This is a genomic window from Pseudomonas syringae, assembly GCF_001698815.1.
Taxonomy (GTDB): domain Bacteria; phylum Pseudomonadota; class Gammaproteobacteria; order Pseudomonadales; family Pseudomonadaceae; genus Aquipseudomonas; species Aquipseudomonas syringae_A.
The window spans coordinates 287,537-311,048 of sequence record NZ_LGSI01000074.1; the positions used below are offsets into that span (position 1 = coordinate 287,537).

18 protein-coding genes and 2 pseudogenes are annotated in these 23,512 nt (G+C 59.5%); 14 read left to right on the plus strand and 6 right to left on the minus strand.

Annotated elements, in window-relative coordinates; all coding sequences use genetic code 11:
• The first annotated feature begins 1 nt into the window (after position 1).
• From AFK24_RS29515 to AFK24_RS29535, 5 genes are read left to right on the plus strand one after another with little or no spacing between them, the layout of a single operon-like run.
• Entirely contained in the window at positions 2 to 1,534 is a 1,533-nt protein-coding gene (locus AFK24_RS29515) for a 3-hydroxyacyl-CoA dehydrogenase (protein ID WP_065836608.1), read from the plus strand.
• Between the two features lie 16 nt (positions 1,535 to 1,550).
• A complete protein-coding gene (locus AFK24_RS29520) occupies positions 1,551 to 2,753 on the plus strand; it encodes a 3-oxoadipyl-CoA thiolase (protein ID WP_065836609.1) in 1,203 nt (400 codons plus the stop codon).
• A gap of 26 nt (positions 2,754 to 2,779) precedes the next feature.
• Positions 2,780 to 4,018: a CaiB/BaiF CoA transferase family protein gene (locus AFK24_RS29525; RefSeq protein WP_065836610.1), complete on the plus strand. Its 1,239-nt coding sequence runs from the start codon at positions 2,780 to 2,782 to the stop codon at positions 4,016 to 4,018.
• Positions 4,019 to 4,078: 60 nt separating this feature from the next.
• Positions 4,079 to 4,828: an electron transfer flavoprotein subunit beta/FixA family protein gene (locus AFK24_RS29530; protein ID WP_065836611.1), complete on the plus strand. Its 750-nt coding sequence runs from the start codon at positions 4,079 to 4,081 to the stop codon at positions 4,826 to 4,828.
• Positions 4,829 to 4,844: 16 nt separating this feature from the next.
• A complete protein-coding gene (locus tag AFK24_RS29535) occupies positions 4,845 to 5,774 on the plus strand; it encodes an electron transfer flavoprotein subunit alpha/FixB family protein (RefSeq protein WP_065836612.1) in 930 nt (309 codons plus the stop codon).
• Between the two features lie 42 nt (positions 5,775 to 5,816).
• On the opposite strand, the gene AFK24_RS29540 is transcribed toward AFK24_RS29535, so the two are convergent.
• On the minus strand, positions 5,817 to 7,685 hold the full coding sequence (locus AFK24_RS29540; protein ID WP_065836613.1) for a sigma-54-dependent Fis family transcriptional regulator: 1,869 nt from the start codon (positions 7,683 to 7,685) through the stop codon (positions 5,817 to 5,819).
• A 312-nt stretch (positions 7,686 to 7,997) separates the two neighbouring features.
• Here AFK24_RS29540 and AFK24_RS29545 point away from each other — a divergent pair, with 312 nt between their 5' ends.
• The 6 genes from AFK24_RS29545 (at position 7,998) to AFK24_RS29570 (ending at position 15,496) form a co-directional block, all read left to right on the plus strand.
• Positions 7,998 to 8,798, plus strand: coding sequence for an SDR family NAD(P)-dependent oxidoreductase (locus AFK24_RS29545; protein WP_020294080.1), 801 nt, complete (start codon positions 7,998 to 8,000; stop codon positions 8,796 to 8,798).
• 120 nt (positions 8,799 to 8,918) lie between these two features.
• A complete protein-coding gene (locus AFK24_RS29550; RefSeq protein WP_065836614.1) occupies positions 8,919 to 10,598 on the plus strand; it encodes a flavin-containing monooxygenase in 1,680 nt (559 codons plus the stop codon).
• Positions 10,595 to 12,043, plus strand: a complete 1,449-nt coding sequence (gabD, locus tag AFK24_RS29555; RefSeq protein WP_065836615.1) for an NADP-dependent succinate-semialdehyde dehydrogenase — start codon at positions 10,595 to 10,597, stop codon at positions 12,041 to 12,043. Before AFK24_RS29550 ends, gabD begins: the two co-directional genes overlap by 4 nt.
• Before the next feature lie 105 nt (positions 12,044 to 12,148).
• Entirely contained in the window at positions 12,149 to 13,477 is a 1,329-nt protein-coding gene (locus tag AFK24_RS29560) for a carbohydrate porin (protein WP_065836616.1), read from the plus strand.
• Positions 13,478 to 13,549: 72 nt separating this feature from the next.
• Positions 13,550 to 14,332, plus strand: a complete 783-nt coding sequence (locus AFK24_RS29565; RefSeq protein WP_058822700.1) for a (S)-acetoin forming diacetyl reductase — start codon at positions 13,550 to 13,552, stop codon at positions 14,330 to 14,332.
• Between the two features lie 39 nt (positions 14,333 to 14,371).
• Positions 14,372 to 15,496, plus strand: a complete 1,125-nt coding sequence (locus tag AFK24_RS29570) for a glycerol dehydrogenase (RefSeq protein WP_065836617.1) — start codon at positions 14,372 to 14,374, stop codon at positions 15,494 to 15,496.
• A gap of 76 nt (positions 15,497 to 15,572) precedes the next feature.
• Here AFK24_RS29570 and AFK24_RS30380 read toward each other — a convergent pair.
• From AFK24_RS30380 to AFK24_RS29580, 3 genes and pseudogenes are all read right to left on the minus strand, one after another.
• Positions 15,573 to 15,846: pseudogene (locus tag AFK24_RS30380) on the minus strand (S-(hydroxymethyl)glutathione synthase); the annotation flags it as partial.
• Positions 15,841 to 16,077: pseudogene (locus AFK24_RS31445) on the minus strand (S-(hydroxymethyl)glutathione dehydrogenase); the annotation flags it as partial. The pseudogenes AFK24_RS31445 and AFK24_RS30380, both read right to left, overlap by 6 nt.
• A gap of 299 nt (positions 16,078 to 16,376) precedes the next feature.
• Positions 16,377 to 16,673 (minus strand): cupin domain-containing protein, encoded by a 297-nt coding sequence (locus tag AFK24_RS29580; protein WP_080482376.1) that lies wholly within the window; start codon positions 16,671 to 16,673, stop codon positions 16,377 to 16,379.
• Between the two features lie 296 nt (positions 16,674 to 16,969).
• Between AFK24_RS29580 and AFK24_RS29585 the strand changes: the two genes are divergently transcribed.
• Positions 16,970 to 18,589 carry a methyl-accepting chemotaxis protein gene (locus AFK24_RS29585; RefSeq protein ID WP_065836619.1) on the plus strand — a complete coding sequence of 540 codons (1,620 nt, stop codon included), beginning with the start codon at positions 16,970 to 16,972 and terminating at the stop codon, positions 18,587 to 18,589.
• Positions 18,590 to 19,003: 414 nt separating this feature from the next.
• On the opposite strand, the gene AFK24_RS29590 is transcribed toward AFK24_RS29585, so the two are convergent.
• Positions 19,004 to 19,258, minus strand: a complete 255-nt coding sequence (locus AFK24_RS29590; RefSeq protein WP_346424287.1) for a DoxX-like family protein — start codon at positions 19,256 to 19,258, stop codon at positions 19,004 to 19,006.
• Positions 19,255 to 19,710, minus strand: coding sequence for a thiol-disulfide oxidoreductase DCC family protein (locus AFK24_RS29595; protein WP_065836634.1), 456 nt, complete (start codon positions 19,708 to 19,710; stop codon positions 19,255 to 19,257). The genes AFK24_RS29590 and AFK24_RS29595 overlap by 4 nt, the downstream gene beginning before the upstream one ends.
• Positions 19,711 to 20,080: 370 nt before the next feature.
• Between AFK24_RS29595 and AFK24_RS29600 the strand changes: the two genes are divergently transcribed.
• Positions 20,081 to 21,661 carry a ShlB/FhaC/HecB family hemolysin secretion/activation protein gene (locus AFK24_RS29600; protein ID WP_065836620.1) on the plus strand — a complete coding sequence of 527 codons (1,581 nt, stop codon included), beginning with the start codon at positions 20,081 to 20,083 and terminating at the stop codon, positions 21,659 to 21,661.
• 7 nt (positions 21,662 to 21,668) lie between these two features.
• The coding region (locus AFK24_RS29605; protein WP_080482377.1) for a filamentous hemagglutinin N-terminal domain-containing protein at positions 21,669 to 23,512 on the plus strand (1,844 nt) is incomplete at its 3' end.

The following is a 23,512-nucleotide window of genomic DNA, read 5'->3' on the forward strand; positions in this document are numbered from 1 at the left end:
CATGACACATGAAATCAAACGGATGGCGGTGGTCGGCGCCGGCATCATGGGCACCGGTATCGCCCAGATTGCCGCCCAGGCCGGCATCGAGGTCGTGCTGTTCGACAACCGCGAAGGCGCCGCCGAGGCCGCCCGCGAAACCCTGCGCCAGACCCTGGACAAGCTGGTGAGCAAGGGCAAGATTGCCGGCAGCGAGGCCCAGGCAACGCTTGAGCGCCTGCGTGTCGCGACAGCGCTGACTGAACTCAGCGACGTTGACCTGGTGGTCGAAGCCATCATCGAGCGCCTGGATGCCAAGCAGGCATTGCTTGCACAACTTGAAGCCGTCGTGCGCGACGACTGCATTCTGGCCACCAACACCTCATCGCTGTCGGTGACCAGCATCGCCCGTGAGTGCAAGCACCCGCAACGGGTCGCCGGCTTTCACTTCTTCAACCCGGTGCCGCTGATGAAAGTGGTGGAGGTCATCGATGGCCTGGCCAGCGACCCGCGTGTCGGCGATACCTTGCAGGCACTAGCCGGGCGCATGGGCCACCGTGGGATTCGGGCCAAGGACACCCCCGGTTTCATCATCAACCACGCCGGGCGCGCCTACAGCACCGAAGCCCTGCAGATCCTCAAGGAAGGCGTCACGGAACCGGCGGAAGTGGATCGCATTCTGCGCGAAGGCCTGGGGTTCCGCATGGGGCCGCTGGAGTTGTTCGACCTCACGGCGCTGGACGTTTCGCATCCGGTGATCGAGTCCATCTACAACCAGTTCTACCAGGAACCGCGTTACCGACCGGCCGCGCTGACCCGCCAGATGCTGGAAGCCGGCTATGTCGGACGCAAGGTCGGGCGCGGCTTCTATCGCTATGCCAACGGCCAGATGATTGATGCGCCCCAAGCCCAGGCCGTGCCGGTGGTTGAGACTTTGCCGCCGGTGTGGCTGGGCACTGAGAGCGACACCGACCGCGCCAGCCTCAGCGCGATGCTGGAGCGACTGGGCGCGAAAGTGGAGCAGGGCGCTGCACCTTCGGATGCCGCCTTGTGCCTGCTGGCGCCCTATGGGTTGGACGCGACCAGCGCGGCGCAACGTTTTGCCACGGACCCGACGCGCACCGTCTGCATCGACCCGCTGCTCGACTGCACACGCTACCGCACGCTGATGCTGACACCGGTCACCCGCGTCGACATGCGCAAAGCCGCACACGCGCTGCTGGCCAGCGATGGCGTGGGCGTCAGCGTGATCAACGACAGCGTCGGCTTCGTCGCCCAGCGGGTGCTGGCGATGATCGTCAACCTGGCGGGGGATATCGTGCAACAGCGCATCGCCAGCGTCGAAGACCTGGACGAAGGCGTGCGCCGGGGGCTCGGCTACCCGAAGGGGCCATTGGCCTGGGGCGACAGCGTCGGCGCCCGACGCCTGCTGACCATCCTGGAACGCATGACGGAACTGACCGGCGACCCACGCTACCGTCCCGGTCCCTGGTTGCGCCGTCGCGCGACGCTGGGCCTGTCGTTGTGCCACCCCGAACCGACCCTGAACCCTTAACACTTAGGAAACTGCCATGCTCGACGCTTATATTTTTGCGGGGTTGCGCACACCTTTTGGTCGCCACGGCGGCGCTCTGGCGCCCGTGCGCCCTGATGACCTAGCCTCCCATGTGATCCGCGAACTACTGGCGCGCTATGCCATCCCCGGCGACGCCATCGAAGACGTGATCCTAGGCAATACCAACCAGGCCGGCGAAGACAGCCGCAACATCGCGCGCCATGCCGCACTGCTCGCCGGTTTGCCGGTGACGGTGCCGGGGCAGACGATCAATCGGTTGTGTGCCAGTGGACTGGCCGCGGTGATCGATGCCGCCCGCGCCGTCACCTGTAAGGAAGGCGAACTGTTCGTGGCCGGCGGGGTGGAGAGCATGTCGCGCGCGCCGTTCGTCATGGCCAAGGCCGAGAGCGCCTACAGCCGCGATTTTACGATGTACGACAGCACCATCGGCGCACGCTTTCCCAACCCGAGGGTCGTCGCCGAATTCGGTAACGACAGCATGCCGCAGACCGGCGACAACGTGGCCCAGGAGTACGGCATCGAGCGCACGCAGGCCGATGGGTTCGCCGCACGCTCCCAGGCTCTTTACGAAGCCGCACGCCAGCGCGGTTTCTTCAACGACGAAATCCTCGCTGTCAGTGTGCCCACCGGCCGCAAGACGCCGCCCAACCTCGTGGAGCAGGACGAACATCCGCGTCCGCAATCCGACCTGGCCGCGCTGACGCGCCTGCGTCCCTTGCACGAAGGCGGTATCGTCACCGCCGGCAATGCCTCCGGGGTCAACGATGGCGCTGCCGCGCTGCTGATAGGCACCGTCGCCGCCGGTGAGCGTCACGGGTTGGTGCCCATGGCGCGCATCCTGTCGAGTGCCGCGGCGGGTGTCGCGCCGCGCATCATGGGCGTCGGCCCGGTGGAGGCGATCAACACAGCCCTGGCCCGTGCCGGGCTGACGCTGGCCGACATGGATATCATCGAAATCAACGAAGCGTTCGCCAGCCAGGTACTGGGCTGTCTCAAGGGGCTGGGCCTGGCGTTGGACGACCCGCGGGTCAACCCCAACGGCGGCGCGATTGCGCTCGGTCATCCCTTGGGCGCCTCGGGTGCGCGCTTGGCGCTGAGCACCGCGCGGGCGTTGCAAGAGAGTGGCAAACGCTATGCGGTGGTCAGTCTGTGCATCGGTGTCGGCCAAGGGCTGGCGATGGTTATCGAGCGTGTGTAAACGCGCTCCAGCAAAGGTGAAATGACATGGGTGCTTTGACTGGATACCGCGTGCTCGACTTGAGCCGCGTGCTTGCCGGCCCCTGGTGCGGGCAAACCCTGGCCGACCTGGGCGCCGAAGTGATCAAGGTCGAACGGCCGGGCGTGGGCGACGACACCCGTGGCTGGGGCCCGCCGTGGATGAAAGGCCAGAACGATGAGCGCACCTCGGAAGCCTCTTATTATCAGTCGACCAATCGCGGCAAGTTATCGGTGGCCCTGAACCTGGCCAGCCCGGAAGGGCAGGAGCTGGTGCGGGCGTTGGCGACCGATTGCGATGTGCTGATCGAAAACTACAAGGCCGGTTCCCTGGCCAAGTACGGCTTGGATTACGCCTCGCTGGCGCAACTGAATCCGCGCCTGGTGTACTGCTCGGTCACCGGCTTCGGGCAGACCGGGCCGCGTGCGGCGGAACCGGGCTACGACTTTATCGTGCAGGGCATCGGCGGGCTGATGAGCATCACCGGCGAGCGCGATGACCTGCCCGGCGGCGGGCCGCAAAAGGTCGGCGTGGCGTTTTCCGATTTGATGACCGGGCTTTATTCGACGGTCGCGATCCAGGCGGCATTGCTCAGCCGCGAAAAGACCGGCCAGGGCCAGCACATCGACATGGCGCTGCTGGATGTGCAGGTTGCCACCTTGTGCAACCAGAGCCAGAACTACCTGGCCTCGGGCAAGGCCCCCGGCCGTTACGGCAACGCCCACGCCAACATCGTGCCGTACCAGGTGTTCCGCGCCAGCGACCAGGACTTCATTATCGCCTGCGGCAACGACTCGCAATTCGTCGCACTGTGTGAGGCCATCGGCCTGGCGCACCTGCCCGAAGACCCGCGCTTCACGCGTAACGCCGAGCGCGTGGCCAATCGCGAGGCGATTATCGAGATTCTGTCGGCGCACTTCCTTCAGGGGCGTGCTGAGGAGTGGATTGGTCGCGTGCATCCCCGGGGTGTGCCGATCGGCGCGATCAACAGCATCGCCCAGGCGCTGGATGAGCCTCAGGTCAAGGCGCGCAATATGCTGGTGACGATTCCCCATCCGCTGAAGCCGGACTTTGTCACCGTCGGCAGCCCGATCAAACTGTCCGGCACGCCGGTGGAATACCTGCGCCCGGCGCCGATGCTCGGTGAGCATACGGATGAAGTGCTCAAGCGTCGGTTGGGGTTGGATGACGAGCGTCTGGCGCAGTTGAAGGCCAGCGGTGTCATTGAGCAACTGGGCGAGCGCTGATCTGCTTTTTCCGGCACTTCGCTGTCGGGTTGAGTCATTTTTTTTGTAATGGAGTGCTCCATGAAAGTCCTCGTAGCCATCAAGCGGGTGGTCGACTACAACGTCAAGGTTCGGGTCAAAGCGGACCAGTCCGGCGTCGACCTCGCTAACGTCAAGATGTCGATGAATCCCTTCTGCGAAATCGCCGTGGAAGAGGCTGTTCGTTTAAAAGAAACAGGTCTGGCGACTGAAATCGTCGTGGTTTCCATCGGCCCGACCACTGCTCAAGAGCAGTTGCGTACCGCCCTGGCACTGGGCGCTGATCGCGCCATCCTGGTTGAGTCGGCTGAAGAACTGACCTCCCTGGCCGTTGCCAAGTTGCTCAAAGCCGTGGTCGACAAGGAACAGCCATCGCTGGTGATCCTCGGCAAACAGGCCATCGACAGCGACAACAACCAGACTGGCCAGATGCTGGCTGCACTGACCGGTTACGGCCAGGGCACCTTCGCCTCGAAAGTCGAAGTGAGCGGCGACAGTGTTGCCGTGACCCGCGAAGTCGACGGCGGCGCGCAGACGGTTTCGCTGAAACTGCCGGCCATCATCACCACCGATCTGCGTTTGAACGAGCCGCGCTACGCGTCCCTGCCAAACATCATGAAAGCCAAGAAGAAGCCTCTCGAAGTAGTGACTGCGGACGCTTTGGGCGTTTCCACCGCCTCTACCAACAAGACCGTGAAAGTCGAAGCGCCGGCTGCACGCAGCGCGGGCATCAAGGTCAAGTCGGTGGCTGAACTGGTCGACAAACTGAAAAACGAAGCGAAGGTGCTTTGAATTGGAGAGCCTGAGTATGACTGTCTTGGTAATCGCTGAGCACGACAACAAGGTACTGGCCCCGGCCACCCTGAACACAGTGGCTGCCGCTGCGAAAATCGGTGGCGACATCCACGTACTGGTAGCCGGCCTTGGCGCTGGCGCCGTAGCTGAAGCTGCTGCGAAAATCGCCGGCGTGAGCAAAGCACTGCTGGCCGACAACGCCGCTTACGCTCACCAACTGCCGGAAAACGTAGCGTCTCTGATTGCAGAGCTGGGCGCCGGCTACAGCCACATCCTGGCCGCCGCCACCTCCAACGGCAAAAACATCCTGCCGCGCGTTGCCGCGCAACTGGACGTTGACCAGATCTCCGAGATCATCTCGGTCGAAAGCGCCGACACCTTCAAGCGCCCGATCTACGCCGGTAACGCCATTGCCACCGTGCAATCGACCGCTGCGGTCAAGGTCATCACCGTGCGTGCCACCGGTTTCGATCCGGTTGCAGCCGAAGGTGGTTCGGCTGCTGTTGAAGCCGTGTCCGCTGCCCACGACGCTGGCATTTCCAGCTTTGTTGGCGAAGAGCTGGCCAAGTCGGATCGTCCTGAGCTGACCGCTGCCAAGATCGTCGTTTCGGGCGGGCGTGGCATGCAGAACGGTGACAACTTCAAGCACCTGTACGGCCTGGCCGACAAGCTGGGCGCTGCGGTCGGCGCTTCCCGCGCGGCCGTCGATGCCGGTTTCGTGCCCAACGACATGCAGGTCGGCCAGACCGGCAAAATCGTTGCGCCACAGCTGTACATCGCCGTCGGTATCTCCGGCGCGATCCAGCATTTGGCCGGTATGAAAGACTCCAAGGTGATCGTGGCGATCAACAAGGACGAAGAAGCACCAATCTTCCAGGTGGCTGATTACGGCCTGGTGGCGGACTTGTTCGAAGCCGTACCGGCGCTGCAACAGGCTCTGTAACAACCAGTCGGCAGGCGAGCGAAGAGCGCGCCTGCCGCAGGCTCAGTTGTACGAACCCTTGCCTGGCATTTTGATGCCGTGCAAGTTGACCTTGCGGTACAGCGTTGCACGGGAGATCCCCAGTTCTTGGGCGGCCAAAAGGGGTTTCCATCGATTGCGCACAAGCGTGTCGATCAAAGTCTGGCGCTCCGGGCTGCCGCTGACGGTCTCCTGGCCCTTTACCGGCGCGCTCGCGCCGAGCGTCACCGGCAGATCATCCACCCCGATCACTTGGCCTTTACACACGGCGCACGCGTAACGCAGTACGTGGTGCAGTTGCCGCATGTTGCCGGGCCAGCTGTAATTCAAGAGCATTTCCAGTGCAGCTTCGCTCAGTTCAAGGCGTTCGCCTGAGCGCTGGCATTCGTCGCCCAACAGTTTGTTGATCAACGCCAGTTTGTCTTTGCGCTCGCGTAGCGGCGGTATATCGAAGCGTGCGCCGCTGAGGCGGAAAAACAGGTCTTCACGAAAGCTGCCGGTTTCTACCAGCGTGGCGATATCGCGGTGGCTGGCGCAGATAACCTGAATATCGATGGACTGGGGGCGCGCACCGCCCAAGGGGGCCACTTCACCTTCGCTGAGTACCCGCAGTAGACGGGTTTGCAATGTTAAAGGCATGTCGCCGATTTCATCGAGAAACAAGGTGCCGCCATCGGCTTGTTGCAACAAGCCACGCATGCCTTTGGTTGAGGCGCCGGTAAAGGCACCAGCGGCATAACCGAACAGTTCACTCTCGATCAGGCTCTCGGGAATCGCCGCGCAGTTCACCGCAACAAAGGGCTTGTCACGGCGCTTGCTGGCAGCATGTAGTTGCAACGCAAAGTGTTCCTTGCCAGCACCGGTCTCACCATGGATCAACACTGGCAGGCCACGATCCTTGACCCGTACCGCCAGCTCCAACGCCTGCGCAACCTTGGGGTCGAGCGCTGACGCCAGATGGCTGACCACGGGGGCGCTGATGGGCCGGCGAGGTACCTTGAGGCGCACATGCAACCCCATCGAGGGCAAATAGTGGATGCTGTCATCCCCGGCGGCGGGCAGCTGCGCTGAGGCGAAGGCTTCGTCGATGTGCGCGGGGATCCGGCCACAGCGCTGCAACAGCAGGCGCCGCGCGGCGGGGTTGAGCGCTTCAATCCGACCATCACGGTCCCAGGCGAACAGGCATTGAGGCTGGCTGTCGACATAACCTGGCAGGGGGTGAGCACGTAACACCCACAGATCTTGGGTGCTGTACATGAAGTAGGCATTTTCGAGGTCAGTGGCGCTTTGAATGACCATTTGCCGAATCAAATGCTGGCTGCGCCGGTCATCCGGAGCACGAACCGACGAGACGTCCAATACCGCCAGGATCTCTCCGCTGGGTGAAAATATCGGCGCCGCAGAGCAGGTGTTGCCGATGAACGCTGCACGGAAATGATCCAGCTTGTGCACGGTGACTGGCAGTTTGTCGATTAACACAGCGCTGACAGCTGTCGTACCTTCTTCCTTTTCCGACCAGCAGGTGCCGACGTCCATGCCGGAGCGGCGGTACTCGCCGCGCAGGGCCGACTCGATCCGGTAGTCGACGGTACAGCCCAGCGTATCGGTGAGCATCACACAGTAATCGGCGTCTCGTACTCGGCTGTGCAGCCGTGACATTTCATCACCTGCCAGGTGCAGGAAATCGTCGACACGCTGGCGGTGTTCATTGATTTGGTGGGCCTCAAGAACCCTCGGGCCCTGTAATGAACCCGGGTCGAGCTTGTAGTGCTGTACCGAGCGTCGCCAGGAATCGAGGATGGCATTGGGCACCGGCAGGGTCGGTGCATTTTGGGCAGTGCGCAATACGCGACTCACGTGTTCCACATGAGTCTTCGAAAAACCAGAGGACATGGTACCTCCGAAGGTTGGATCTTATTTTTCTGTTGATGGCCATTAAAGGCGGCTTGGCCGATCCCTTCAAGCTGAATCCGTCAGCGGGTGTCGGTGAGACATAACCGCTCACTATTCGCATCGTCCCGAGGGAGGCACGAGCGGTTATGTCTTGCGGAGGCATTGAGCGGGGTACGGTAATTAGGCTGCCGATCCCTCTATTCCGGCCTTTACAGCCAAGTATTACGGTATTGGCATCCGACTTGCTCTGTCAGTCTCAGCAGGCCGCGTCGAACGGTCGCATCTCAACAACAATAATGACAGAGGCTCTACATGAGCGAATTCAACGCTGTGAATTTCTCCCTGAATGGCAAGGTCGCCCTAGTGACTGGTGCCGGTCGTGGTATTGGCCAGGGCATTGCGCTGAGCCTGGCCCAGGCAGGCGCAGACCTGGTGCTTGCTGATTATGACTTGGGCATCGCCGAAGAGGCTGCCGCCCTGGTGCGCGCCTTGGGTCGTCGGGCAGTGGCCTTGCAAGTTGACGTCAGCAAACCCGAGAGCGTTGCTAGCCTGATCGAACAGGTCAGGGCGCAATTCGGCCGTCTCGACGTTGCGGTCAACAACGCAGGTGTAGTCAGCCTTGGGCGCGTTGACGAGCTGGCGGTCAGCGAGTGGGACCGCATCATGAACATCAACGCGCGCGGGGTATTCCTGTGCTGCCAGGCGGAACTCAAGCTGATGCGCGAGCACAACTTCGGCCGCATTATCAACCTCGCTTCGATTGCCGGCAAAGTCGGTTTCCCGGACCTGTCCCACTACAGTGCCTCCAAGTTTGCAGTGATTGGATTTACCAACGCCTTTGCCAAGGAAGTTGCCCGCGAGGGCATCACTGTCAACGCCCTTTGCCCGGGTGTGGTCGGCACCGGCATGTGGCGAGGTGACGAAGGGCTTTCCGCACGCTGGGCCCAGCCTGGCGAAACCGAAGTGCAGTCCTGGGAACGGCACCAGTCCAGCCTGCTGCCCCAAGGCGAAGCGCAAACCGTGGAAGACATGGGCCAACTTGCGGTTTACCTCGCCTGCGCGCCCCACGTGACCGGGCAGGCGATCGCCGTTGATGGCGGCTTCTCGCTTTAGTTGAACCCCGCTTACTTATCGAGTTTACGTCCCCTGAAACCTTGATTCAGGGGAACGGGTACGGCTTGTCTGCAGCTTTGTTCAAGTCTGCGGGCGCACTGATCGAAACAGGAGAACACAATGACAACTACAGTTCTGGCCAAACGTTCCGTTGGCACCGATATCATCCACTACGACGCCATCGTGATTGGCGCAGGTTTCGGTGGCATCTATATGCTCAAGAAGCTGCGCGATGAGCTGGGTTTGAAGGTGCGCGCCTTCGACAAGGCCGGCGGGATCGGCGGCACCTGGTTCTGGAACCGCTACCCTGGTGCGTTATCCGACAGTGAATCGTTCGTGTACTGCTTCTCCTGGGATCGCGAGCTGTGCCAGGAGTGGGACATCACCACGCGTTACCTGACCCAACCGCAGATTCTGTCCTACCTCAACCACGCGGTCGATCGCCATGACCTGCGCCGTGATATCCAACTGGAAACCGGCATCACCGCTGCGGTGTTCGACGAGCACAGCAGCTGCTGGCTGGTCACCGCCGACGACGGCCATCAATACAGCGCCAAGTACCTGGTGACGGCGCTGGGCCTGCTGTCGGCGACGAACGTGCCGAAGATCAACGGCCTGGACCAATTCAAGGGGCACATGTACCACACCGCCAACTGGCCGGCCGATGCCGTGCTCGAAGGCAAGCGGGTGGGCGTGATTGGCACCGGGTCTACGGGCTGCCAAGTCATCACCGCGATTGCGCCGACTGTCGGCCACCTCACGGTGTTCCAGCGTTCCGCCCAATACACCGTGCCGGTGGGCAACGGCCCGGTCAGCCGCGAATACGTCGACGACATCAAGCGCAACTACGATGCCATCTGGCAAGAAGTGCGTTCCTCGCGGCTGGCGTTCGGCTTCCCGGAGAGCGACATCCCCACTATGAGTGTGGACGCCGCCGAACGCAAAGCCATCTTCCAGCGCGCATGGGAGGGTGGCGGCGGTTTCCGCTACATGTTCCAGACCTTCAACGATATCGCCACCAGCGAAGAAGCCAACATCGAGGCCCAGAACTTCGTCCGCGAGAAAATCGCTGAAATCGTCAAAGACCCGGAAACCGCACGCAAGTTGATGCCGCGCGACCTCTACGCCAAGCGTCCGCTGTGCGACAGCGGCTACTACGCCACCTTCAATCGCCCCAATGTGTCGCTGGTGGACGTCAAGGCCAACCCGATTGAAGAAATCACCGCCAAGGGCATTCGCACGGCGGACGGGGTCGAGCACGAACTGGATGTACTGGTGTTCGCCACCGGTTTCGATGCCGTGGACGGCAATTACAAGCGCATCGACATTCGCGGGCGCGACAACGTCTCGATGAAGGATCACTGGGCTGACGGCCCATCGAGCTACCTGTCGGTCGCCACCGCCAAATTCCCCAATATGTTCATGATCCTGGGCCCTAACGGTCCGTTTACCAACCTTCCACCGACCATTGAAACCGAAGTGGAGTGGGTGTCCGACCTGATTGGTTTCATGGAGCAGAACGAGTTGGCCTGCGTGGAGCCCTCTGCGCAAAGCGAGCAGGAATGGGGTGTGATCTGCCAGGACATCGCCGACCAGACGCTGTTCGCCAAGACCGACTCGTGGATCTTCGGCGCGAACATCCCGGGCAAAAGCAACAAGGTGTACTTCTACATGGGTGGCCTGGGCGCGTTCAGCGAACAGCTGGCGGCGGTCAAGCACGACGACTACCGGGGCTTCAAGTTCAAGGCCGTGAGTGTCGAAGGCGCGCAACCGCGTCGTGTAACGGAGAACCAGCAATGAAGTTGAACAACCCCCAGCTCTTGCGCCATCAAGCCTTTATCGACGGCGTGTGGCTGGCTGCCGACAACGAGGCCACGATCACCGTGGTCAACCCGTCGACCGGTGTGACCATCGGCCAGGTGCCGCGCATGGGGCAAGCGGAAACCCGCCGGGCCATCGAAGCCGCCGAGCGTGCGCTGCCTGCCTGGCGTGAGCTCAGCGCCAAGGCCCGCGCCAATGCCTTGCGGCGCTGGTACGAGCTGATCATCGAACACCAGCACGACCTGGCCCACATCATGACCCTGGAGCAGGGTAAACCGTTGCCGGAAGCGTTGGGCGAGATTGTGTTTGGTGCGTCCTACATCGAGTGGTACGCGGAGGAGGCCAAGCGCGTCTACGGCGATCTGATCCCCGGCGCGACCGACAAGCGCCTGTTGGTGATCAAGCAACCGGTGGGCGTGTGCGCCGCCATTACGCCGTGGAACTTCCCCAGCGCGATGATCACCCGTAAAGCCGGCCCGGCCCTGGCCGCTGGCTGCACCATGGTGATCAAGCCGGCCTCGCAGACGCCTTTCTCGGCCTTGGCTTTGGTCTACTTGGCCGAGCTGGCGGGCATTCCCAAGGGCGTGCTGTCGGTGGTCACCGGCGCCGCAGCGGAGATTGCCGAAGAGCTGACCGGCAACCCGGTGGTGCGCAAGATTTCCTTTACCGGGTCCACTGAGATCGGCCGCCAGATCATGGAGAAATGCGCCCACGACATCAAAAAGGTCTCCCTGGAGCTGGGCGGCAACGCGCCGTTTATCGTCTTCGAGGATGCCGATCTCGATGCCGCCGTGGACGGCGCGCTGGCCTCCAAATTCCGTAACGCCGGGCAAACCTGCGTGTGTGCCAACCGCCTGTACGTGCATGACAAGGTGTATGACGCGTTCGTCGACAAACTGGCGTCGGCGGTCGCTGCCCTGAAGGTGGGCGATGGCTTTACCGACGGCGTCACCCTTGGCCCGCTGATCGACGGCAAGGCCGTGGCCAAGGTGCGCGAGCATATCGAGGATGCGCTGGCCAAGGGCGCCAAGGTTGTCCAGGGCGGCGGCGCGCATGCCCAGGGTGAAAACTTCTTCGAGCCCACCATCCTGGTGAACGTGCCCGATAACGCACGGGTCGCCAAGGAAGAAACTTTCGGCCCGCTGGCGCCGGTGTTCCGCTTTTTTGATGACGCCGAAGTCATCAAAAAAGCCAACGACACCGAGTTCGGCCTGGCGGCTTATTTCTATACCGCCAACCTGAGTCGCGTGTTTCGGGTGGGCGAGGCGCTGGAGTACGGCATCGTAGGGGTCAACACCGGAATCATCAGCTCCGAGGCCGCGCCGTTCGGTGGGGTCAAGGCCTCGGGTGTCGGTCGTGAGGGTTCCAAGTACGGCCTCGAGGATTACCTGGAGATCAAATACCTCTGCCTGGCCGGCATCTGAGCCGAGCCATCGCTGTCCGCTTCTTGCTTGATGGCCGCGCGGGTCTTGCCCCGCGGCCCGCTTCACGCTGTGTCGTAAAACATAAAAACAATAGGAAAAATCGACATGAACATCACTTGGAAACCGCTGGGGCTAGGGCTCCTGTCGTGCATCGCTGTACCCGCATCCGCCGCTGACCCTTCCGCGCAGTGGGGGACCGGCGATTGGGGTGGGGTACGCAGTGAGCTGCTGGAACAGGGCGTTGACGTGATCGTTGGTTACGTCGGCGAAGGGGCCACCAACGTTCACGGCGGCTACAACCATGACCGTACCGCGCGCTACACCGCGCAATGGGCACTCGGCACTCACCTGGACCTGCAAAAGTTGCTGGGCTGGAACGACGCCGAGTTCCAACTGCTGGTGACGGAGCGCAATGGCAATAACCTCTCCAACGAACGCATCTCCGACCCGCGCGCGCCGCAGCTCAGCTCGGTGCAGGAAGTGTGGGGCAGGGGACAGACCTGGCGCCTGACCCAGATGTGGTATCGCCAGAAATTTTTCGACAGCGCCCTGGATCTCAAGCTGGGCCGTTTGGGGGTCAATGAAGACTTCGCCAGCTTTCCGTGCGACTTCCAGAGCCTGTCGTTCTGCAGTGCGCCCATCGGCAACGTGGCGGGTGATGTCTGGTACAGCGGCCCCGTCAGCCAATGGGGTTTGCGCGTTCGCTACAACCTTAATGAACAGTGGGCGGTGCAGGTCGGGGCGTATGAGCAGAACCCGTCGTACCTGAGCACCGGCAACGGTTTCAAACTCAGCGGCAGTGGGACAAAAGGCGCCTTGGTGCCGGTCGAAGTGATCTGGAAGCCAACGGTGGGCCAGCAAGCGTTGCCCGGTGAATACCGCTTGGGCTACTACCACAGCAGCGCCGCCGCCAATGACGTGTACGACGATGTCAACGGTGCCGCGCAAGCGCTGACCGGCCAGGCGCCCAAATCCCGCAGCAGCAAACACGGTGCGTGGATCATGGGCCAGCAGCAACTCACCACTCACCACGGCGATGCGTCACGGGGTTTGAGTGTGTTTGCCAGCCTGACCGTGCATGACAAGGCCACGAGCGGCATCGAGAGCTTCCAGAACATCGGCGCGGTCTACAAAGGCCCGTTCGATGCGCGTCCCAAGGATGACATCGGCCTGGGTGTTGCCCGCCTGAAGGTCAACGACGACGTCACCAAGCGCCAGCGCCTGATCAATGGCAGCACGGGCATCACCGACTACGACGACCCGCTCTATGTCCCTGTGCAGCACAGCGAATACAACATCGAGCTCAACTACGGCGTGCATGTCACCGACTGGCTGACCGTACGCCCGAACGTGCAGTACGTGCGTAATCCCGGCGGTGTGTATGAAGTCGATAACGCCTGGGTCGCCGGCCTGAAACTGCAGGCGAGCTTTTAAGCCGTTGCATGCACCCGAACCGTCAGTAGTCGCTAGCCAATATCCCCATCACGATTGAGAAGGAACACAAAAATGAGCAAGTCCTTGGGAAAAGTTGCGTTTGTCACCGGCGCCGGTCAAGGGATCGGTGAAGCCATTGCCGTGCGGTTGGCGGCAGATGGGTTTGCCGTGGCCTGCGCGGACATGAATATCGAAACCGCCCGCCAGGTGGCTGAACGTATCAACAAAGCCGGCGGCAAAGCCCTGGCCATCAGCGTGGACGTGGCCGATCGCGACAATGTCTTCAAGGCCGTAAAGGAAGCGGTGGACGGCCTTGGCGATCTGCACGTGGTCATCAACAACGCCGGCATTGCGCCGATTGCCCCGATTGAAGCGATCACGCCCGAGATGTACCGCAGAACCTTCGATATCAACGTCGGTGGCGTTCTATGGGGCATTCAGGCCGCCGTGGACGCCTTCAAGACCCTGGGCCATGGCGGGAAAATCATCAGTGCCTCGTCTCAGGCCGGGCACATCGGCAATCCGGACCTGGCGGTGTATGGCGGGACTAAGTTTGCCGTGCGTGGCATCACCCAGACAGCGGCCCGCGAGTTGGCCCACCTGGGCATTACCGTGAACGCCTACTGCCCCGGCATCGTCAACACGCCGATGATGCGCAAAGTGGCCCAGGATGTGGCGGACAACGCCAATCAAAGTGTGGAGTGGGGGATGGAGCAGTTTGCCCAGCACATTACGTTGAAGCGACTTTCCCAGCCGGAAGATGTAGCGGCCTGTGTGTCATTCCTGTCCGGTCCTGACTCGGACTACATGACCGGCCAGGCCGTGATTATTGATGGTGGGATGGTATTTAACTAAGCGCTTAACGCGCACAAGTACAGCGTGAGGGTAGATGAGATGAATATTACAAAGGGCATTGCATCGCCAGCTAAATTCCTGCTGCAGGCCGACGCATTAATGGATTTATCCCTGCATGGCAAACCTTATGGGGCCAATGCGTATTTGATTTGTGATCAGTTCATTGTTAACCGGGTCCATGAAAAAGCGTTGCCGGGCTTCACGAAAGAACAGGGGGCTGAACTGGTCGTGTTTGGCGGGCAATGTTCTGATAGGGAAATCAATAAGCACGTTCAGGCTGCTCGTGATTTTGACTACATCGTCGGTATCGGCGGCGGAAAGACGTTGGATACGGCCAAGGCGGCCGCGCATTTCTTGGGCAAACCGGTATTGATACTGCCCACGCTCGCCTCGACAGATGCGCCCTGTACGGCGATTTCAGTCATTTACAATGACGACGATACGTTTAATCGCTACTTGTTCTTATCGAAAAATCCTGACGTAGTGTTGGCGGATACCCGGGTTCTGGCAGAACAGCCACCGCGATTTTTTGCGGCAGGTGTGGGGGATGGCCTGGCCACATACTTTGAGGCCAGAGCCTGTTTTGCCGCGCAACGCGACAACTTGATCCTGGGCAATGACGGGAAAATGCTGAAGCCGACATTGATTGGTTTTGCGATTGCCCAAACGTGCTACGAAACCATCAAGAAATACTCGGCGCAGGCGGCTTATGCCGTTGAGAACAAAGTCATTACGTCTGCGCTGGAAAATACCATTGAAGCGACTATTTATATGTCTGCGGTGGGAGCCGAGTCGGGTGGTTGTGCGGCGGCGCATGCGATTCATAACGGAATGACCACCGTGCATGATCTCCATGGCGCACAGCATGGTGAAAAGGTGGTATTCGGCTTGTTCACGCAATTGGTGATGGAGGCTGCTTCTATGGAGGAAATAGAAGAGGTCGTGGATATCGCGATTGCAGTCGGCTTGCCATTGACGCTTGAGGATCTGGGGTTGAAGACCTTCAAGGAGGAGGAATGGCGCAAAGTGGCTGAGGTGGCCTGTGATAAAAATGACACGATTCACAATATGCCGTTTACGGTAACGCCCGAGCTGGTCTATGACGCGATAGTGGCAACGGATGCAATGTTGCGTGCCTTTAAAAAGAACAAGTTCGCGCACTAGTGTCGGTCAAACCGTGCAGGCGTCGTCAAGGTTTGAGTGATTGACGACGCCTTACGGTGGGTTACGCTTTCAAGTCTTACTGCGGCTGTGCAATGCCTTTCAACTTGGCGACTTGCGTGGCCAGTACATCCATCAAGTCAGGGGACAGGCAGTCCTAGGGTTCAAGGCCGATTGAACGCAGACGTCTGCGGATGGCTTTCATGTCTTGCGGGGGCGTCCCCGTTTTGATAATCGACGAAACGAAAGCGGCAAACCCTGGAGCAGACCACCCTGTCTGGGGGCGACAGCTCGGTGTGTACGAAATCCAAACCGTAGAACGCGTGATCCTTGTTCTCGATACGCCCGTACATCAGGTCGAATGCTTCGTTGATGCGTTCCAACGGCATGGTGTGCGTCACAAACGGCGCCATCTCAATCTCGCCCTTCATCGCGTCCTCGACCATTTTTGGCAACTGTGTACGGCCTTTCACGCCACCAAAGGCGGAGCCTTTCCAGGTGCGACCCGTGACGAGTTGGAAGGGCCGTGTGTAAAATTCCTGAGCCGCACCGGCCACCCCGATAACGATCGACTGGCCCCATCCAAGCTCAACCTGCAACGTGAGCTGCTGCGTGAAGGCCGAGAAAGAAAACTGGAGTAATTCAGGTACTGCATGGAGCCACGAGGAGAGGTGATCACCGCTCTCCTCGCGGGCCTTTTATTTAACTATGTGATTGGCGATCGCCGGGTGAGCAACGCACACTCTGAGGATCGTTCGCCGTGCGTGTCGTTGGCCATTCAGAGTGCCACCTAATACCTTTTCTGCGGTCACATGTGTACCCAGTGTCGGTGGGGCAGGGTACTGCTTCAGCCCTGGCAAGTTTATCTATCCAAGGTACGGTTTTATTTGATGTGTTCGAATTCAGCCTTTTCTCCCTTGTCGGGAATGGATAGGGGGATCTCCTCGACGCCTGAGTACGTGACGATCACGACAGCCTCTTTATCACCTGTCACCCCGCGATGACTGGCGTTCACCGACTCCGCAAAGGCCTGCCCCGCGCTCACCTTGAGAGACTTCCCGGACAGTCTATCTTCCACCGTCAACTCTCCTGATACCACGTAGGCAGTGTTGGGTACTGGATGCTGGTGCCAGGGCAATGCCGTGTGGGGGGGAATGGTAATTTCCAGCTTGATAGGCAAGTACGTTCAAGACTGATGCAGTGCAACCGCGAGAGGCGAAGTATTTTTCCGACGAAATGCTAGCTGCTAGCTGTAACCACGAGAATAGGATTTACGTAAGAAATAGAGATTAAAACACTTGTTTTGGATCTTGGTTTATAGATTTTGGTGAAAAAAACATGCGAATGGATGAGTTGCCAGTTATTTGAATGCGAGTCATTCGAGTACTCGAAACTAGTGCCCGTGGCCCCTCTCAACATTTCTAATCTTCAGTCGATAGTCGTGGATCGTGCCTAATCTCTAAAAAAGGAAGATTTATGAAACTTAGAAATATAAATATAGCTCTGCGAGCCTCTATATTTTTTGCATTTATTGTTGTCCTTGTTTTTGTTCTTGGAGTAATTGCTGTTATACAAATGGGCAAGCTGCTGGATTCCGAAAAAGATGTTGAAACGAACTGGATGCAAAGCATTCGCCAAACAGCGCTCATCGATGCAGGGAGAATGAAACTTCAATTGGAGATTCTAAGAGTGTTAAATGATCCGGAATCTATCAAAGGTTTATCTTTAAAATTTGCGGAGTCTAAAAAAGGGTTTACAGGTGCGGTTAAAAAATATGAAGAATTTGTCGCGAGTGATCAAGAGCGCGCACTCTACTTAAAAGTGAGAGCGGGTGCTGATGCTTACTCTGGCCAGGTGGATCTAGTCGAATCAATGATTTCCGCTGGCGATGTCGATTCAATAAAACGCCTAGTCAAAACCACTCTCAGGCCACTGGGGGACACGCTTGAGGGGCAAACTTTGGATCTCGCGGACTTTAATAATAAAGGGGCGGTACTTGCGGGTAAGTATGCAACCAGCACTTATTCGACAGGGCTTTGGTTAGTGATAGCAATCATCGCAGGCACTGTGATTCTGACGCTGGTTTTTGCAACGCTTCTAACGAGAAGTATAACGTCTCCGATCAATTATGCTTTGTCTGTAGCAGAACGGATTGCGGGTAGCGATCTTTCAACGGAAGTCTCAATCAATGGAACAGATGAGGCTGGCCGCCTTTTAAAAGCGCTCGCGAAGATGCAGGAGAATCTTCGAAATACGATCATGAAAATTGCCGATTCTGCAGCACAATTGGCCTCTGCTGCTGAGGAAATGACAGCGGTTACGGAAGAGTCCAGCAGGGGTTTGATTTCACAAAATGATGAAGTTAATCAAGCGGCCACGGCAGTTACCGAAATGAGCGCTGCAGTTGACGAGGTTGCCCGAAACGCAGAGTCTGCGTCCGAAGAGTCACAGAAGGGTCGAGGCTTCACCACGTCCGGGTTGGAGCGTGTAGCCCTAACGCTGAGTTCCATTCAACAGCTTAGCGGTAATGTCACCGATACCGGTGAACAGATTAAGCTCTTGTCCGATAAAGCTCAGGGCATCAGCAAGGTGGTGGATGTTATTCGAGCCATCGCGGATCAAACTAACCTTTTGGCATTGAATGCTGCGATTGAGGCCGCGCGCGCCGGCGAACAAGGACGTGGTTTTGCTGTCGTTGCCGATGAAGTCAGGGCGCTGGCTCATCGAACGCAGCAGTCAACCCAAGAAATAGAGCAGATGATCGCCGTTATCCAGATTGATTCAGAAAAAGCAGTCTCCGCAATGAGCACAAGCACAGAGCTGGCCAATAAGTCTTTGGATGTAGCTCAGGAGGCAAGCACATCTTTAGATCAAATCGCGCAAGCTATTACACTGATCAACGAGCGCAATCTCCTGATCGCCACAGCCTCTGAAGAGCAGGCGCATGTGGCTCGTGAAGTTGATCGCAATCTTGTAAGTATTCGAGGGCTTGCCACACAAAGTTCGGCCGGGGCAGCACAAACCGCGAGTGCATGTGGGGAAATGTCAACGTTAGCTATCAATCTGAATCAGTTGGTTGGTCGTTTCGTTGTGTGATCGCGCTGTAATGGCATCGCTGTACGAGAGTGGTGCTGAGAAGAACCACTCTACCGACGTGCATTTGACGACAAAAACTAATGTCGAAGCGCTGCTTGCCTAAAGCAATTCGTTGCCGAGTATCTGCGTCTGTTCATCGTGCTTGACGTGAATGACGGGCCAGCCATTTGACCGCCAGTGACGGAGCAGGCGCTGGATGGCTGCCAGACACCCAGGGTTACTCTTGCCATCCCAGCACGGACGGTCGATAGCGTCCTGAACGTCAAGAATGATCAGGGGGTAGGACTGAGCAGGTCCTTCATGTCCTTCCCTTCAGGTGGGTGTTATGTCTTTGCCTGGCTGAGTGGTCCATGCGATCGCACACAACGCCATCTCGGCCACATTCAGTGTGACCGGGTTGAACGCATCTACCAGTTAGCCCAGCAATACAGCCGCCGCAAGCATCAGCGGCCATTGCAGGCCTGGGGCGAGGAGTAACACGGCCGCCAAAATCAGTTCAGCCACCCCGGCAGCTTGTGATAACCAGGCAGCCTGCTCCAGGCCATGGGCCTGCAGGAGCACTCGTTCACCGGGGCTCATGTCGATCAGCTTGGGCACCAGCTCGTGGTAAGCAAACATGAACGCAAGGCTGCCGCGCCCCAGCCAGTGGATCTGACGCAGACGATTCATGACCTTGCCTTGAGAAAACGTCGCTGGTGGTCCGGGGTCGGCATCATGCAAACCTCATGCTTGCCAAGCAGGCGATAGCGGTTGAGCGCAACTCGGTCGTACATCCAATCTCGCAGCCATCGCGGAAAAAAATACGCAGTAGTCGCAACGCCGGGCCACCCAGCCGGCAATTGCGCGAACATCTCAAAAAATGCTTCCGAGCGCACCCAGTAATGGTCGTCCCGGATCACCGCCATGGTGTCGAACGGATCCACGGGCAACCCTGCCCAGGCAAGCAACGCCTGCCCTTCGGGCGACTGTACCGTCGCCAGCCGTACGCGCTGATGACGGTCATGGATGATCAGGAATTTCGCCCAGCCGTTGCACAGGTTGCAGACGCCATCGAACAGCACCACGGTTTCGCCGGGGGGCAGAAACGGGGCGGGAGAGGGGCGGGCCAGGGAGGCAGGAATGACCGGATTCTCAGTGGCCGAAGCTATCGGGGGGCATTCCAGGTCGAGGTGTAGTTGCACTTATACTTGTACTTGTACTTGTACTTGCATTTGCACTTGCACTTGCACTCGCAGCGGATCCTCTGCGTGAACCTGTGCTTGTTCAAAAGCAGGGAGCATGGCGATTTGGAGCCATGCTGGCAACCAGCCTGTTCCCTGAGGTGTTTGCAGGTGCAATCTTCGCAGAGGCCTCGAAATGCCAATCGTCGGCACAGTATTCGGGTGATTCCAGTTTGATACTACACCGGCTAGACTGTGCAGGATAAAACCCCCTGCAGGCTCGGCATGCAGTGCGTATTTGCGTATCTAACTGCTGCCCAAGGGCCAAACAATGACCTACCGCTCGTTGCTGTTTCTGGTGCCTGCTTCACTGGTCGCATGCGCCAATATTGCCGCTGCCGATGAAGTTGCGTCCGCTTCCCCCCGTTTCGATATCAATAAGTTCGACGTGCGCGGCAATACACTGTTGCAGGCTCACGAGCTTGATCAAAGTGTGGCGGCCTTCGTGGGTGGCCAGCGTGATTTTGGCGATGTGGTCAAGGCCCAGGAGGCGTTGGAAGCCGCCTATCACCGGCGTGGTTATCAACTGGTACGTGTAGACCTTCCCGAGCAGGAGTTGAACGGTGGGGTGGTGGTCTTTCAGGTCGTGGAAGCTCGCATTGGCCAGGTCAGGATCGCGGGCAACCAGCATTTCAGCAACGACAATGTCCGCTATGCCTTGCCGGGCCTCAAGGAGGGCCAGACGCCTGACCTGACGGCGATTTCCAAAAGCCTGAAGCTGGCGAACGAGAACCCCGCCAAACAGACCGTGATGAAGCTCAAAGACAGTGATGCACAAGCCGCCGTTGATGCCGAGCTGCAAATCACGGACGAGTCGCCGTGGAGCGCATTGCTGAACATGGACAACAGCGGCACCGAGGAAACCGGCAAGACCTATATGGGGGCGGTCCTTCAGAACGCGAACCTGTTCGGTCGCGATCAGGTCATGAGCCTGCAATACACCACCACGCTCGAGAAGCCCGAGCGAGTCAGCGTCTATGGGCTTGGCTATCACCTGCCTTTATATGAACTGGGCGATTCTCTGGACTTCTTCACCAGCTACTCGGACGTGGACAACGGTCTGGTCACCGCCGGTATTTTTGATCTCGCGGTCAGCGGCAAAGGCACGATCTTTGGCGGGCGCTATAACCATAACCTGGCCACGGACGGTAACTACCAGTCCAAGATCGTGTATGGCATCGACTACAAGGCCTACAAAAACAACCTTGAAGCCGAAGATGTCCAGCTCGGAAACGACATCACCGTGCATCCCCTCAGCCTGGGTTACCAGGGCACCTGGGTGCGTCTGGATGGCGATGCCAATTTCGCCGTCACCCTGGTGCGTAACCTGGCCGGTGGTTCCCGCGGACGGCAGAGCGATTTCGATCTGGCACGTACCGACGCCCGAGACGACTACAGCGCATTGCGTCTGGCGGCCAACATCACCCAGGCACTGCCGGCTGACTGGCAGTTGCGGGGTGTCCTGAACGGGCAGTACAGCAACGATGCGCTGATCCCGGGCGAGCAGTTTGGCGCAGGCGGGGCCATGTCTGTGCGCGGTTTTCGTGAGCGAGAGGTGTCCAATGACTCCGGCATCAGCAGCAACCTTGAGGCTTACACCCCACCGATCTGCGGCGGCAGTTGGCAATGTCGTGCGCTGGCTTTCTACGACAATGCGTACCTGACGCGTAACCACGCTTTGCCCGGCGAATTCACTCATGTCGTCTTGAGCAGTACGGGGCTAGGCGTGCGGGTGGCGTATCGCCGCAATCTGAACCTACAGGTCGACTACGGTCACGTGCTGCACGCCGAGGCCAGTGAGACCGAGCGCGGTGACAATCGCCTGCACGCCCGCCTGAGCCTGTCGTTTTGAGGATGTCATGAAAATAAAAATCACCTTTATTGGCGCGTGCCTGGTTGCCGCCGGCAACGGCATGGCGGCCCCGCTCAATCCTGTCGTCGTCAACGGCCAGGTCAGCTTCGCGCAACAGGGTAACCAGCTGACGATCACCAACAGCCCCAATGCGATCATCAACTGGTCGAGCTTTTCTGTCGCCCAGGGTGAAATGGTGAGGTTCCTGCAGCAGAGTGGCAACAGCAGCGTGCTCAACCGTATTACCGGTCAGGACCCCAGCGTGATACTGGGAACCCTGCAGTCCAATGGCCGGGTGTTTTTGATCAACCCTAACGGCATCATGTTTGGCGCCAACTCGCAGATCAACGTGGCTGGCCTGGTGGCGTCGAGCCTGGCGATGTCCAACAGTGACTTCCTCTCTGGCAATAATCGTTTCGCCGCGGATGGGTTTGCCGGCGCAGTTTCCAACCAAGGGGCAATCACCACGCCCTCCGGCGGCCAGGTCTACCTGATCGCGCCGGATGTGACCAATACCGGCATCATCAATACACCGCAGGGCGAAACAATGCTGGCGGCGGGGCATTCGGTGCAGCTGGTCGACTCCAGTAATCCCGGCATGCATGTGGTGGTATCGGCCACCGATGACCAGGCCCTGAACCTGGGCAGCATCATTGCCCAGGGCGGTACGGTCGGCATTTACGGCGCGCTCGTGAACCAGCGCGGCACGGTCAATGCCAACAGTGCCACCGTCGGCGAGAACGGCAGGATTGTCTTGAAGGCCAGCCGCACGACCTTGCTGGAAGCCGGCAGCACCACCACTGCCACCGGCGCAGGTCAGGGCGGAGAGATCAAGGTGCTCGGCGAACAGGTAGGCTTGATGGCCGACGCGCGAGTCGATGCCAGCGGCAAGTTAGGCGGCGGGACGGTGTTGGTCGGCGGCGACTATCAAGGCAAGAATCCTGCGGTGCAGAACGCCCGGCAAGCCTATGTCAGCAAGGATGCGCAGATCTCGGCTGACGCGCTGACCAGTGGCAAGGGGGGCAGGGTGATCGTCTGGGGTTCGCAGACGGCGCGGGTTTACGGTGCGATATCAGCCCGTGGCGGTGCTTCTTCCGGTGATGGCGGCTTTGTCGAGACGTCAGCCAATGTGCTCGACGTGACCGGCGCACGGGTCGATACCCGTGCTGCGAACGGCCAAAGCGGTACCTGGTTGCTCGACCCGAAGGACATTACGGTAAACACGCCGGCGGCGGGCACCTCCAAGACCCTGAGCGATGTATCAGCCTTTGCCAACGACCCTGACGAATCCACTGAAATTGATTCCGACCTACTGAAAAACGCCACCAGCAACGTGGTGCTACAGGCAAGCAACAACATCACGTTCTATACCGGCTTCGAAAATACCAACAGTGGGGTGAGCCTGACGGCGCAGGCGGGCAATAACATCTACGTCAATTCCCTGATTCGTTTTGCGGGAGACATTACCCTGACGGCTAACGACAACAGTGCTGGTCTGGCCACGGGTACCGGGCAGGTTTATCAGGAAGGGGTGCCCACCGCGGGCGGCACGCTGACCATCAGCGGTGTTAATGGCACAGTCATCACGCCGCCACCCACGCCACCTGGCCCAACGCCTGCCGAGATTGCTGCGGCTGAAGCGGCCGCGCAAGCCGCTGCTCAGGCCGCTGCCCAAGCCGCCGCCGAGGCCGCTGCGCAGGCTGCTGCCCAAGCCGCTGCCCAAGCCGCTGCCGATGCTGCGGCCAAAGCGGCTGCTGACGCTGCGGCCAAAGCGGCTGCTGATGCTGCGGCCAAAGCGGCTGCTGACGCTGCGGCCAAAGCGGCTGCTGATGCTGCGGCCAAAGCGGCTGC

Coding starts and splice junctions, on each gene's coding strand:
- gabD (WP_065836615.1), top strand. CDS start 10,595: ATGAAGTTGAACAACCCCCAGCTCTTGCGCCATCAAGCCTTTATCGAC.
- AFK24_RS29600 (WP_065836620.1), top strand. CDS start 20,081: ATGACCTACCGCTCGTTGCTGTTTCTGGTGCCTGCTTCACTGGTCGCA.
- AFK24_RS29525 (WP_065836610.1), top strand. CDS start 2,780: ATGGGTGCTTTGACTGGATACCGCGTGCTCGACTTGAGCCGCGTGCTT.
- AFK24_RS29565 (WP_058822700.1), top strand. CDS start 13,550: ATGAGCAAGTCCTTGGGAAAAGTTGCGTTTGTCACCGGCGCCGGTCAA.
- AFK24_RS29530 (WP_065836611.1), top strand. CDS start 4,079: ATGAAAGTCCTCGTAGCCATCAAGCGGGTGGTCGACTACAACGTCAAG.
- AFK24_RS29520 (WP_065836609.1), top strand. CDS start 1,551: ATGCTCGACGCTTATATTTTTGCGGGGTTGCGCACACCTTTTGGTCGC.
- AFK24_RS29545 (WP_020294080.1), top strand. CDS start 7,998: ATGAGCGAATTCAACGCTGTGAATTTCTCCCTGAATGGCAAGGTCGCC.
- AFK24_RS29590 (WP_346424287.1), bottom strand. CDS start 19,258: ATGAATCGTCTGCGTCAGATCCACTGGCTGGGGCGCGGCAGCCTTGCG.
- AFK24_RS29570 (WP_065836617.1), top strand. CDS start 14,372: ATGAATATTACAAAGGGCATTGCATCGCCAGCTAAATTCCTGCTGCAG.
- AFK24_RS29515 (WP_065836608.1), top strand. CDS start 2: ATGACACATGAAATCAAACGGATGGCGGTGGTCGGCGCCGGCATCATG.
- AFK24_RS29535 (WP_065836612.1), top strand. CDS start 4,845: ATGACTGTCTTGGTAATCGCTGAGCACGACAACAAGGTACTGGCCCCG.
- AFK24_RS29540 (WP_065836613.1), bottom strand. CDS start 7,685: ATGTCCTCTGGTTTTTCGAAGACTCATGTGGAACACGTGAGTCGCGTA.
- AFK24_RS29550 (WP_065836614.1), top strand. CDS start 8,919: ATGACAACTACAGTTCTGGCCAAACGTTCCGTTGGCACCGATATCATC.
- AFK24_RS29585 (WP_065836619.1), top strand. CDS start 16,970: ATGAAACTTAGAAATATAAATATAGCTCTGCGAGCCTCTATATTTTTT.
- AFK24_RS29560 (WP_065836616.1), top strand. CDS start 12,149: ATGAACATCACTTGGAAACCGCTGGGGCTAGGGCTCCTGTCGTGCATC.